At 64.1% G+C, this 11809-nt stretch carries 11 protein-coding genes and 1 pseudogene; 4 read left to right on the plus strand and 8 right to left on the minus strand.

The window, feature by feature from the left end; all coding sequences use genetic code 11:
* Positions 1-85 precede the first annotated feature (85 nt).
* From AC1Q6V_RS12125 to AC1Q6V_RS12145, 5 genes are all read right to left on the minus strand, one after another.
* Positions 86-1258, minus strand: coding sequence for an ABC transporter substrate-binding protein (locus AC1Q6V_RS12125; RefSeq protein ID WP_454750803.1), 1173 nt, complete (start codon positions 1256-1258; stop codon positions 86-88).
* Positions 1259-1333: 75 nt separating this feature from the next.
* On the minus strand, positions 1334-2041 hold the full coding sequence (locus AC1Q6V_RS12130; protein ID WP_010812719.1) for an ABC transporter ATP-binding protein: 708 nt from the start codon (positions 2039-2041) through the stop codon (positions 1334-1336).
* Positions 2028-2792: an ABC transporter ATP-binding protein gene (locus AC1Q6V_RS12135; RefSeq protein ID WP_035824305.1), complete on the minus strand. Its 765-nt coding sequence runs from the start codon at positions 2790-2792 to the stop codon at positions 2028-2030. The genes AC1Q6V_RS12130 and AC1Q6V_RS12135 overlap by 14 nt, the downstream gene beginning before the upstream one ends.
* Complete coding sequence (locus tag AC1Q6V_RS12140; protein WP_439672053.1) at positions 2785-3816, minus strand: branched-chain amino acid ABC transporter permease; 1032 nt, start codon at positions 3814-3816, stop codon at positions 2785-2787. The genes AC1Q6V_RS12135 and AC1Q6V_RS12140 overlap by 8 nt, the downstream gene beginning before the upstream one ends.
* A 13-nt stretch (positions 3817-3829) precedes the next feature.
* Positions 3830-4693 carry a branched-chain amino acid ABC transporter permease gene (locus tag AC1Q6V_RS12145; protein WP_010812722.1) on the minus strand — a complete coding sequence of 288 codons (864 nt, stop codon included), beginning with the start codon at positions 4691-4693 and terminating at the stop codon, positions 3830-3832.
* Between the two features lie 699 nt (positions 4694-5392).
* Here AC1Q6V_RS12145 and AC1Q6V_RS12150 point away from each other — a divergent pair.
* Positions 5393-6508 (plus strand): hypothetical protein, encoded by a 1116-nt coding sequence (locus AC1Q6V_RS12150; protein WP_454750804.1) that lies wholly within the window; start codon positions 5393-5395, stop codon positions 6506-6508.
* A gap of 121 nt (positions 6509-6629) precedes the next feature.
* Here the strand turns inward: AC1Q6V_RS12150 and AC1Q6V_RS12155 are convergent, their stop codons facing one another.
* Both AC1Q6V_RS12155 and AC1Q6V_RS12160 read right to left on the minus strand, forming a co-directional pair.
* A complete protein-coding gene (locus AC1Q6V_RS12155) occupies positions 6630-7385 on the minus strand; it encodes a hypothetical protein (RefSeq protein ID WP_454750805.1) in 756 nt (251 codons plus the stop codon).
* A gap of 134 nt (positions 7386-7519) precedes the next feature.
* On the minus strand, positions 7520-7774 hold the full coding sequence (locus AC1Q6V_RS12160) for a type 2 periplasmic-binding domain-containing protein (RefSeq protein ID WP_439669278.1): 255 nt from the start codon (positions 7772-7774) through the stop codon (positions 7520-7522).
* Between AC1Q6V_RS12160 and AC1Q6V_RS12165 the strand changes: the two are divergent.
* Positions 7749-8621, plus strand: a pseudogene (locus AC1Q6V_RS12165) (adenosine deaminase family protein); the annotation flags it as partial. The gene AC1Q6V_RS12160 and the pseudogene AC1Q6V_RS12165 sit on opposite strands and share 26 nt — an antisense overlap.
* Positions 8622-8822: 201 nt before the next feature.
* On the opposite strand, the gene AC1Q6V_RS12170 reads toward AC1Q6V_RS12165, so the two are convergent.
* Positions 8823-9590, minus strand: a complete 768-nt coding sequence (locus tag AC1Q6V_RS12170) for a ParA family protein (protein WP_010812729.1) — start codon at positions 9588-9590, stop codon at positions 8823-8825.
* Between the two features lie 262 nt (positions 9591-9852).
* Between AC1Q6V_RS12170 and AC1Q6V_RS12175 the strand changes: the two genes are divergently transcribed.
* Both AC1Q6V_RS12175 and AC1Q6V_RS12180 read left to right on the plus strand, forming a co-directional pair.
* Positions 9853-10800, plus strand: coding sequence for a pseudouridine-5'-phosphate glycosidase (locus tag AC1Q6V_RS12175; RefSeq protein ID WP_010812730.1), 948 nt, complete (start codon positions 9853-9855; stop codon positions 10798-10800).
* Between the two features lie 167 nt (positions 10801-10967).
* Positions 10968-11306 (plus strand): hypothetical protein, encoded by a 339-nt coding sequence (locus AC1Q6V_RS12180; RefSeq protein ID WP_011617600.1) that lies wholly within the window; start codon positions 10968-10970, stop codon positions 11304-11306.
* Positions 11307-11809: the final 503 nt, after the last annotated feature.

Below are 11809 nucleotides of genomic sequence, written 5' to 3' on the forward strand. Positions count from 1 at the left end.
CCGGAAGGCAGAAACCCCGGCAGGCCTCGCGGCCTGCCGGGGTTTGTTCTTGCGCGGTGCCGCGCGGGCGCCGCCGCGGCCTGGCTTACTTCGCCAGCTCCGACAGCCGGACCTGCGAAATCTTGCCGTTCTGCACCCAGCCGACGATGGTGTCGGCCATCGAACCGCCCTTGGCGTCGATGCCGTCGACTTCGTTGGGGTTGACCTCCTTGGCCAGGCCCTTGACCGCGTCGGGCATCTTCGCCCGGATCGCTGCCGCGTCGCTGGTGGTGCCGGCCAGCTTCATCGCACCGACCAGCGCGTACACCATGGTGTAGTTCAGCGACATCTCGGTGGTGGCATCGCGCCCGTCATGCAGCTTCTTGTACTTGGCGTTGAAGTTCTGCGCGGCGGGGCGGCTGTCGTTGACCAGCGGCAGCACGCCGATGGAACCCTCGAGCATGCCCAGGCCGTTGGTGACCTTGGCCATCTCGTCCATCTTGGCCTGGTCCATCACGATAAAGCCGCCCTTGAAGCCCAGTTCGCGCGCCTGCTTGACCACCAGTGCGGTCGGTTCCGACGGGCCGCCGACGAACATCACGTCCGGCTTCTCGCTCATCGCGCGCGACACGCCGCTGTAGAAGTCTGTGGCCTTGGTGTACGACATCGGATTGTTGGCCACCACCTTGCCGCCGGCCGATTCCCACGCCGGCACGAAGGCCTGCACCCAGGCCTTGGCGTAGTCGTGGTCGGCCGGGGCCAGCGCCACGTTCTTGCCGTAGCGCTTCATCTGTGCCTTGACGAAGGGCTCGATATAGCCCGTGTACGCGGGCGGGATGCGGATGGTCAGCTTGTTGCCGGCGTCGGTGATGCGCGGCACGCTGGAGTAGGCCATCACCAGGAATTTCTCCTGCTCATTGAAGGCCTGCAGCGCGAAGATGCCGCCCGAATGCGGGACGAACACCGCCGGGGTCTTGTGCTGCTGCACCAGGCGGCGGCCGTTGATGGCGGCCTCGGCGGGCGAGTACTTGTCGTCCAGCGCCACCACCTCCAGCTTGACCTTCTTGCCCTTGACTTCCAGGCCGGATGCATTGATCTCGTCCACCGCCATCTGCACGCCCGACAGCACGTTCTTGCCATACAGCGCGGCGCCGCCGGACAGCGGGCCGGTATAGCCGATCTTGACCACTTCCTGCGCCAATGCGGCGCCAGAGGCCAGCATGGCGGCCACGGCGGTGGCGGCCAGCGGGAAGATACGGCGCATGATGTTGCTTTGCATTGCTATGTCTCCTGAAAGTACTGCGCTTGCTAGGTCTGGTTGTGTTTTGCTGTCGCGAGGCCGGCTCCTCTGAACCTACCCCCCGATATACGCCTTCCGAATCCCCTCATCCTTCAGCAACGTATCCCGATCCCCCTCCATCACGATGCGCCCGCTCTCGATCACATAGGCGCGATGCGCGATGCCCAGCGCTGCGTAGGCGTTCTGCTCGGCCAGCAGCACGGTGGTGCCGGCACGGTTGATGCGCTGGATGATCTCGAACATCTGCTTGACCACCAGCGGCGCCAGCCCCAGCGACGGTTCGTCCAGCAACAGCGCGCGCGGGCGGCTCATCAGGGCGCGGCCCAGCGCCACCATCTGCTGCTGCCCGCCGGACAGCGAGCCGGCCGGGTCGTCCTTCTTCTGCCGCAGGATCGGGAACAGTTCATAGACCTCTTCCAGCGTCTTGCGGATGCCCGCACCATCGCGCCGGTGCACGTAGGCGCCCAGCACCAGGTTCTTCTCCACGCTCATCGCCGGGAACAGCTTGCGGCCCTCCGGGCAGTGCACCAGCCCGGCCTGCACGATCTGCGACGGCTTCATGCCCGACAGCTCGCGCCCATCGAAGCGCATGCTGCCGCCGCTGATGCGGTGGATCGCGCTCATCGCCAGGAAGATCGAGCTCTTGCCGGCGCCGTTGGCGCCCAGCAGCACCACCAGCTCGCCGGCGCCGGCGTGCAGGGTGATGTTGTCGAGGGCGCGGAAGCTGCCGTACGACAGCGAGACGCGTTCAAGCTGCAACATGGTCGGCTCCCAGGTAGGCCTCGATGACATGCGGATCCTGCTGGATCTGCGCGGGCGTGCCTTCGGCAATCTTCTCGCCGTAGTTCAGCACCATGATCTTGTCTGCCAGGCGCATGATCATGTCCATCTTGTGTTCGATCAGGCAGACCGTCTTGCCATGGCGCACCATCTTGCGGATCAGCTCGGCCAGGCCCACGGTCTCTTCCGGGTTCACGCCGCCAGCGGGTTCGTCGAGCAGCAGCAGTTCCGGGTCGGTCGCCAGCGCCAGCGCAAAGGCCACCCGTTTGCGCGCCTCTTGCGTGATATCGGCGGCGACCTCATGCGCCAGGTGCGACAGCCCGACGAAGTCCAGCGCCGCTTCGGCCTTGTCGCGGCACAAACGCTCTTCCTCGCGCAGGCGGCGCGTGTTGAACAGCACGTCGCGCAGGCCCGAGTGGGTGCGCAGGCGGTGGCCGACGATCAGGTTGTCGAGCACCGTGGCGCGGTCGAACAGCGCCGTGGCCTGGAAGGTGCGGGCCACGCCCAGGCGCGCGATCTGGTCGGCGCGCAGGCCGGCCACGTCCTGGCCCTTGAACAGGATCTGGCCGGAGCTGGGCGCATGCGTGCCCGCCACCAGGTTAAAGAAGGTGGTCTTGCCAGCGCCGTTGGGGCCGATGATGGCGTTGATATGGCCTGGCTCGAAGGTCACCGAGACATCGTGCACCGCGGTCAGGCCGCCGAATTTCTTGGTCAGGTTGCGGATCTCAAGCATGGTCGGCTCCGGCGCGGGTGGTCGGGACAGCGGTGACGGGTTGTGCAGGGAACTGCGCCGCCAGCTTGCCACGCCGTTCGGCCGCGGCCTTGCGTGCCTGCTTCTTCAGCCAGGAACCCACGATGCCGTCCGGCACGAAGATGATCAGCAGGATCAGCACCGGGCCGAACACCAGCATGCGGTAGTCCTGCATGAACTGCAGCGACTGCGTGATCCACGGCACCAGCACCGCGCCCAGCAGCGGCCCGAAGATGGTGCCGATGCCGCCTACCAGCATCGACATCACCATGTCGAAGGTCAGGTCGGTGCGCGCGATATCCGGCCCCAGGAAGCGCACCTGCCCGGCGTACAGCGCACCGGCAAAGCCGGCGTAGCCCACCGACAGCACGAACGACAGCACCTTGGTGCGCATCAGGTTGATGCCCAGGGCCTCGGCCAGGGCGTCGCTGTTGCGAACCGCCATGAAACTGCGGCCCAGCAGCGAGGTGACGATGCGGTGCATCAGGAAGGTGCCGACCGCCAGGAAGAACAGCACCAGGTAGTACTGCGCCTGCACGCTGTCGAAGCTGAGCGGCCCGATCGCGGCCGGCACCGGGATTCCGATCAGGCCCACCGTGCCATGCGTCAGGCTTTCCCACTTCTCGATCAGCAGGTAGATGATGTAGCCCACGCACATGGTGAAGATCGAGAAGTAATGGCCCTTCAGGCGCAGCGACACCACGCCGATCACATAGCCCAGCACCATGCAGATCACGCCGGCCAGCACGAAGGCCAGCCAGAACGGCACCTGGTGGTCCACCGTCAGGATGCCCAGCGTATAGGCGCCGATGGCCATGAAGCCGCCATGGGCCAGGTTCAGTTGCCCGGTGTAGCCGGTGATCAGGTTCAGCCCGAGCGTGGCGATGGCATAGATGAAGGCCAGCGTCATCACGGTCAGGTAGTAGCTGTTGGGCGTGATCAGCGGGAAGGCGATGGCCAGCGCCAGCAGCAGCGTCCAGCCGGTTTTTCCTTGCAGTGCTTTCATTGTGTTGTGCTCCTCAGGCCGTCTTGCCGGCAAACAGGCCCTGCGGCCGGATTGACAGGATCACCACCAGCAGCACGAAGGCGATGATGTCCTTGTAGTCGGTGGAAACGTAGAAGCCGCCGAAGCTCTCGGCCATGCCGATGATCAGCCCGCCGACGATGGCCCCGGGGATGCTGCCCATGCCGCCCAGGATGATGATGACGAAGGCCTTGGTGATCACCAGGTTGCCCATGCTGGGGTAGACCAGGTTGATCGGGGCGTAGAGCGTGGCGGCGATTGCGGCAAGCGCGCCGGAGATGGCAAACACCAGCAGCGTCACGCGGGTGGCGTCGATGCCGACCAGTGCGGCGCCTTCGCGGTTCTGCGCCATGGCCATGATGGTGGCGCCGGTCATGGTGCGCGTCAGGAACAGGTGCAGCAGCACCATCAGCGCAAAGGCGGCGCCGATGATCAGCAGGCGCTGCAGCGGCGCGGTCAGCCCGAACACGTCGACGATCTGGCCATAGGGCGTGGGCATGCGGTGGAAGTCCGCGCCCCACAGCGCCTGCGCCCCGGCTTCCAGGAACAGCAGGATGCCGATCGCGGCGATCATGTCGTGCAGCTCGGGCGAGTTGCGCAGCGGGTGGAACACCAGCCGGTCGGCAGCCATCGACAATACGGCCACCACCAGCGCCGCGCCAAGCATCGCCAGCCAGTAGTTCACGCCCAGCGATGTCATCAGGAAGTACGACACATAGGCGCCAGCCATGTAGAAGGCGCCATGCGCGAAGTTGGGCACGTGCAGGATGCCGTAGACCAGCGTCAGGCCAAGCGCCACCAGGCTGTAGACGCCTCCCAGCGTCAGGCCGTTCAGGAACTGTTGAAGGAACAATGCCACAGGGGTACCTCGTGCGGTTCGGGAAACCAGGCACGCAGCGGCAAAGGCCGTGCGTGTTCCGTCGCGGCGGCGCCAGGCGCGGCCACGGTCAGGAAGTCGGGGGTGGAACTCAGGCGGGCGGCAGCGCTGGCTCGCGCGCTGTGATGCGCGGGCGGGATGGCCTGGCCCAGGGCGCGCCGTGGCGGTCACGGTGCGGGTGTGCAGATGCGTGTTGCAGGTACTGCATGGTTGTCTCCTGTGCGATGCGGCGCGCTGGCCGCCCGGCAAGCCGGGGCACTTGGCCGCGTCGGCGTGGACGGCGGCGTTGCGACCCGGTGACGAGTGTCGGGAGTATTCCCGCACGATCGTTCGTTTTCACCGACTTTTGCATAGGCGTCGCGGCATCGTCAAGGAAAGCGGCGGAGTATTCCGCACCGCGAAATAGCAGTCGGCGCGTCTCCGGGTAAGCCCGGAGGCTTGCCCCGCCATCCATCGACAAGGCCGATGACCCCTATGCGTTCCCTGCATGGACAGCAGCCCGCCATTCCTTTGTTGCTGACTTCATTGATGCGACTGCGGATTGCGTGCCCAGCACATCCTGCGTTCTTTTTGATAGCATCGCGCAGGCTTCCTTCTGCCCTGGCGGTCGCCTGGTCGGCTTCCTTTATCGCGTGGGCGCTGGTGTAAAAAACCCTAAAAATCAAGAGGAAGGAGAGTTCTATGAAGAGGCTCATAACGGCGATTTGCAGTTGCCTGCTGCTCGCTGCATGCGGAGGCATGCACGTGCGGCCTCCCGGCGACTATGTGTTGGCTGGTGAGCCAGCGCCTTCCAGCAATCTCGTGAGGGTGGCTTTCGACCAGCTTGGGGATGTTTATCCCCGAGACGCTTCCAGCATTCCCTGGCCGCAACGGGCGCCGGGCGTGAATTCTCACTTTGCACTGAGCGACATTCTTGAACATGGCGATCACGGTCGGCGACTGTACGGTCCAGAGCAACGGCGGGAAGCGGAAGATGCCGTTGTTGCAGCGCTCAATTCGAAGCTTGCCGCTGGCGACACGCTCCTGGTGCTGGTGCATGGCTTCAATGAGGACTTCGAATCCGCGCAACGGCTGTACAGCGGTTCCCGTAATCTGCTTGGAAGTGAAAAGCCGGCGGTTATTCTTGAGGTCTACTGGGACGGACTTCGAACGCGCAACCCGGAGATCATGACGGAGCAAACGCGACTTACCTTCTGGCCGGATGCGCTTCTGAGCTCCAACTACGCTGGCCAGAGGGGTTTGCGGCCCATCTTGAATCGGCTTTCGAAGCCTGTCGATCTCCGCTTTCTTGTGCACTCGCGAGGTACGGCTGTGGCCCTCTCAGCAGTGGCCGACCCTGTTTATGAGCGCAATTTCGGAAACGATCCGGAGAATCGTGTCCGTCCGCTGGACAACCCCAATATTCGTAGCATTAAGATCGCAGCCTTTGCGCCGGCAGTGGGGAGCGGACATGTTGGCCAAGCCATCTATGACAAGTGGGGAAATCACCCCGTTGATCTGGCTTTCACAGTAAATCCTTGGGACCTGGCACTCTCAAAGCTCTTTGTCTTTCATGACACTTTTTGGGGTGACACAAGTCTAGGCACATCCGAACATTTCGTCCGAGCTCGGATGGAGGAGCATTTCGCGCGGCTCCGCCTCATCCCTGTCAGATTTCCCAATAAAATCGGTCATGCTCTGGACAAATACGTTGAGGGAGACCCCGACGCAGCTACCTGCATCATTCGATTTGCAGGCCTGACATCGTCCGAATGCCCGTCGAGCGTTGAAATCATTCATTTGCGTGATGGGCAGTGACGGCTCTCAGGCTTACGCAGGCGGCTATCCATCGTTAGCATTGTTTTCGGCTGCGGGTTAGACTCGACCCGCAACTGCGGGGAGGCAAGGAGTCCTCCCTTCCTGCTTGCCGCGTGCGGCATCACTCCGTCAGGCGCAATGTGACCGTGCGTGGTGACGCGTCGACGGATGCCAATGCGGCCAAATTGGCGGGACAATTCTGGAGCCGCGACCACATCACGCCTTCGGCGGTTTTGCGTACGCCGACGGCAACTGCTGTTTGTATGGAAGTGGTTAGCGCCTCATTGTTGATCGAGAACAGCCAGCCACCTCGAATCGCAATGCCAACGGCTGCAAACGTGCCAGCCTCGGCGCGGTCGCCGATATTGTCCACTTGCTTGAGCTTGTCAGTGTTGTCCTTGCCTGCACACATGGAAGCGGAGGCCCTGCACAGGGACGAATTTTTTGCCCCAGGGACGCGGATGCGGTCGTCACCCGTCGCCTCGAACAGGACACGCACCAAGTCAGAAACCACCGCATTGGGGTCGATCTTGTTTGTTGAAACCTTTTTGTCCCCCGCCAGATCGACCGTGGCGGCCAGACCTGGAAATCCATAGCTCTTGCCCGCACGACTCACAAACGTCTGCTCGCCCAGTACGCCCAGGATCCGGCAGGAGGTGACCTTACCTTCCTCCTGGCACAGCCGCTGTCCGAGGTCCTTGGCAAGCTGGTCGATCTGGGCATCCGCAGCCGTCAAGACCGTCTCGTCCTTGATCGACTTCTTGAGCTTGTCAAGGAGCTTGGACTTCAGGTCGGGGTAGTCAAAATCGAGTGTGACGATTTTTCCATTCCGGAAGTAATCCGACACATAGCGCGCCACGAGGAGCCGCAGTGTCACCTGAGTGCGCGATGCATTTGGTCCCCGGAGGGAGTTGCTGAAGGCTACCGCAAGAGTTCAATACCGCAAATCCCCCCAAGAAGGGGGATCTGACACCTTGATCTTTTCCGGCCTGGCGACGGCACGGGCGCCGCTCAGCAGCGGATCGCGCCGGACAGGAAGCGGAAGCAGTCGGCGGCCGCCGGCATCCTGGGCGCCGGTTCCTTGCGCATCATCAACGCCACGCGGCGCTTGAAGCTGGGGCTGCCCAGGGGCACGGCACGCAGCGCCACATCGTTGATGCCCTGGGCGTATAGCCGGGACAGCAGACCGACCGCGAGCCCCGCGCACACCAGGCTGTAGAGCGATTCGCTGTACTGCAACCTGCAGGACGCGGCGGCCGAAGGCATCCGCTACAGCGAGTTCTTCTGGAACCCCACCGGCACCGTCAGACAGTCCGGCATTCCGTACCGCGCCGCCATGGAAGCCATCGTGCGCGCGATCGTCGATGCCGAGGCAGGGTTTGGCATCGTGGGGCGGCTGGTGCCGTCGATCGACCGCGAAGCCGATCCCGCCGAGGCGGTCGAGATGGTCGACTGGGTCATCGCCGACCGCCGCGACGAGGTGATCGGCATCGGCATCGACTATCGAGAGAATGACCGGCCGCCCGAGCTGTTCGCCGAGGCCTATCGCAAGGCCCGCGCCGCCGGGCTGAAGACCACTGCCCACGCCGGCGAGTTCGGCACGCCCTGGACCAATGTGGCCACCGCGCTGGACCTGCTGCAAGTGGATCGCATCGACCATGGCTACACCGCCATTGACAACCCCGAGTTCGCGCAGCGTTGCGCGGACCGCGGCATCGTCTTCACGGTGGTGCCGACCAATTCCTACTACCTGCGCACGCTGCCGCGCGAGCGCTGGGCGCTCGATCACCCGATCCGCCATATGCCGGGCATGGGCTTGCGTGTGCACCCCAACACCGACGACCCCGTGCTGCACCACGTCACCGCCAGCCAGGCCCGGGGGATGATGGTGCGCGATTTCGGCTTTGGCCTGGACGACCTGCGCGAGTTCATGCTTAACGGGCTGGACGCCGCGTGGATCGACGACAGCACGCGCCGTGCGTGGCGGGGGCAACAGTGCGCCGAGTTCGATGCGCTGCGCGCCAGGCTGTTCGCGGCCCCGGCTGCCCGAGGCTGCAGCCTGGTCCGTTTCCGTTCCGCTGTTCGTGGACCAGTTCCTGTCCAGGCGTACTGACATCTTCCTGACCGGGCGCTACCAGCGTGCTATGGGCGAAGCGACTACGGCGGCGATTTTCGGCTACCCGACTTCCGCCGGGCGCGATCAGGTGGTGGTTACCACGGGGATGCGGCATCGGTTCTGACCGGCCGCGAGGAAGCTGACGCCCGGCAGTGTCATTGCGTGGGGAAATCGATCTCAGCGCGCCTTTGCGATTCCTCAACCAGCCAGCTCGCGGTGCAACGCCACATATTCCTGCGCCAGCTTGTGGCGCGGATCCAGATGGATCATGGGGGTGGCATGCTGATGCGATTCGCGGATCTTCACCGATGCAGATAGCCGCGATTCAAGTACTGGCAGGCCCTCGCTTACCAGTTCGTCGACCAGCTTCTGCGGCAAGCTGGCTCGCGGCTGGAACTGGTTGATCACGATCCCCTCGACCTGCAGCCCGTCGTTGTGGTCCTGTTGGATTTCCTTCACGTTATCGAGCAGCGTGTAGAGGGCACGGCGCGAGAAGTCATCGCAATCGAACGGGATCAGGCAGCGCTCCACGGCGATCAGTGCGGAGCGGGTATAAAAGTTCAGGGCCGGTGGCGTGTCGATGTAAATGGCGTCATAGACTGCCTCCAGCTCGAGCAGGGCGTCGCGTAGCTTGTAGATCTTGTAGCGGGATTCGAGCTTGCCGTGGAGGGAATCCAGGTCAGGATGCGCCGGCATCACATCGAGGTTCTCGAACGGCGTCGGGTGGACAAAGGACGTAAATTCCACCGGCCTGAAGTTGTAGGTCAGGGAGGTCTCGAAGAAGTTCGCCGCGGTCGGACTTGCCTCCGCGGCCCGCGCGCCAAGCAGGTACTGGGTGGAGTTGCCTTGTGCATCCAGGTCAATGACCAGGGTGCGCAAGCCCTCGCTGGCGCTGATCGCCGCGAGATTGCACACAATGGTCGATTTTCCGACCCCACCCTTCTGATTGAACACGACGCGCCGCATTTGCCCCTCTGGAGAGAATCGATCCGAAAGCGGCAGCATACCTCAGCGTGAGGTTCCCGGCAGCATCCCGCCCGGCTATGACAACGATATTCCAGGCCGTGATGAGGTGGCACCCGCGGGCAGGCGATTCAGTGGGTGCCAGAGTCAGCCGTCCGATTCCTGCTCGCGGTACCATTGGCGCCTTGAGGTGGTCCCGCGCTTGCATCTCATGGACCAGCCTTGTGCTGCACACTATGCGGCTCACGCCACCGAATGCATCGACATGGTTGCCGACCTTGCCCGTTCCTGGTTGACCTTCAGCGCGCCTGTGGCCGCTGCACAGGCTGCCGGCCGCCCGCTCGTGGCGCTCGAATCCACCATCATCGCCCACGGCATGCCCTACCCGGAGAACGTTCGCACGGCGCGCGAAGTGGAGGCCCTGATCCGCGACCTGGGAGCCGAGCCCGCGACGATCGCGCTGATTGGCGGGCGAATCCGCATCGGGCTTTCGAACGACGAGCTGGAGCTGCTGGGGCGCTCGGAGCGGGCACACAAGGTGAGCCGCCGCGACCTGCCAGCCGTGCTGGCCGGCGGCGGGCTCGGCGCCACGACCGTGGCCGGCACGATGATATGTGCCGCGCTGGCGGGCATTGAGGTCTTCGTCACCGGCGGGATTGGCGGCGTGCACCGCGGTGCGCAGGAAACCTTCGACATCTCGGCTGACCTGCAGGAACTGGCCAGGACCTCGGTGGCGGTGGTCTGTGCCGGGGCGAAGTCCATCCTGGACATCGGGCTCACGCTGGAATACCTGGAAACACACGGTGTGCCGGTGCTCAGTTGTGAGCAAGACAATGTTGCTGCGTTCTACACGCGCGACAGCGGCTTTCGTGCTGACTTCAGGCTGGACGGCGCGGCGGAGCAGGCACGCTTCATCCGCACCAAGTGGGACTTGGGCCTGGCGGGCGGCGTGGTGTTGAGCACACCGGTGCCGCAAGCGGCAGCGATGACGTCCGGGGAGATCGACGCGCTGACTCGGCAGGCGCTTGCCGAGGCCAGGGCGCAGGGAATCACCGGCAAGGCCGTGACGCCTTTCCTGCTGGCTCGCATCAAGGCGCTGACGAGCGGACGCAGCCTGGCGACAAACATCGCGCTTGTGAAACACAACGCCGAGGTGGGAGCAAGGCTTGCGCTGGCATTGGCACGCGCGGGGCGCGGGGCGGGCGCAGCCTAGTCATGTGAGCAGGCCGGCATCCGCAGGGTGCGGGCGCGCACCTGGCAAGCTGGGTCTATGCGCCAACGTCGCCTAATCTTGTGTCTTAGCGATCAGCGAGTGGAAAACTCGCCTGAAGTCGCAACGCGTACATTTTCGATCCGGGGCTAGCGGAAGGAGTCATCATCATGCGACTCTCACTAATAGTCAGCGGCGCCATGCTGGCGCTTTCGGCATGTACATTGGAACCGGCCGGAACAGGCGCCTTTACAGTCATGGGGCCGGCCAGCTTCGATCGCACCTTCACCGCAGCAGCCGGGGCCATGCGCGACCAGGGCCTGGCGATCAGCGTCGAGGACCCGGTCAATGGCGTGGTCGTCGGCAGTCTGGATACCACGACGGTGATGGCCGGTGTGCACCAGCAGGCAGACGGCTACGTGCGGGTGGAATTCGACGGCATGGCTGCACACGATCCAGCGTTGATGGCGCGAATTTCGCGCAGCTACAACCGCCGCATGGGCCGCTGAATCGCGTCAGAGGTCAATTCAATGGATGTCCGCTTTCCGGAAGCGGACCCTGACGAGCCACATCACGACCGGCTGTCTGCCCTTCAGAACGCTCGGACGTCGGGGACGCGGGCATGGCTCGGGCAAAGCGCCAGCGCGAAATCCTCCGGATCCTTCTGGGTGTTGCCGTGAGGCTTCCTGACCGATCCATGGGTTCAACGCGGATTCGCCTTCCCATGTCCGCGCCGTTCAGCGAGCGCGTCGGCGAGTGCTCTCACCCGCAACAGTATGTGGCGATGGCTGGGGGGCTGAGCAACCTCTCCGTCTGGCAGCAGAGCAGCGCGCCTGGCGGCCTGCTGGCGTTGGCGCAGGGTATGGGTCCGCTCGGCCAGGTAGGGCAGGTTCGCCGATAGGCATGCCCCTTTAGTCGCCGGCTCTGACGGGCTTGGTAATTGCAGTCGCGACTCCGCGTCGTTCACTTTCTTGGCCGGCGCCGGAGCCCGGGGAAAAGGATCGCGGCGAGC

It is taken from the genome of Cupriavidus sp. GW823-FHT07B10, from assembly GCF_058794355.1.

Coding starts and splice junctions, on each gene's coding strand:
- AC1Q6V_RS12130 (WP_010812719.1), bottom strand. CDS start 2,041: ATGTTGCAGCTTGAACGCGTCTCGCTGTCGTACGGCAGCTTCCGCGCC.
- AC1Q6V_RS12140 (WP_439672053.1), bottom strand. CDS start 3,816: ATGAAAGCACTGCAAGGAAAAACCGGCTGGACGCTGCTGCTGGCGCTG.
- AC1Q6V_RS12160 (WP_439669278.1), bottom strand. CDS start 7,774: ATGCCTTCGGCCGCCGCGTCCTGCAGGTTGCAGTACAGCGAATCGCTC.
- AC1Q6V_RS12125 (WP_454750803.1), bottom strand. CDS start 1,258: ATGCAAAGCAACATCATGCGCCGTATCTTCCCGCTGGCCGCCACCGCC.
- AC1Q6V_RS12135 (WP_035824305.1), bottom strand. CDS start 2,792: ATGCTTGAGATCCGCAACCTGACCAAGAAATTCGGCGGCCTGACCGCG.
- AC1Q6V_RS12170 (WP_010812729.1), bottom strand. CDS start 9,590: ATGCGGCGCGTCGTGTTCAATCAGAAGGGTGGGGTCGGAAAATCGACC.
- AC1Q6V_RS12180 (WP_011617600.1), top strand. CDS start 10,968: ATGCGACTCTCACTAATAGTCAGCGGCGCCATGCTGGCGCTTTCGGCA.
- AC1Q6V_RS12150 (WP_454750804.1), top strand. CDS start 5,393: ATGAAGAGGCTCATAACGGCGATTTGCAGTTGCCTGCTGCTCGCTGCA.
- AC1Q6V_RS12175 (WP_010812730.1), top strand. CDS start 9,853: ATGGTTGCCGACCTTGCCCGTTCCTGGTTGACCTTCAGCGCGCCTGTG.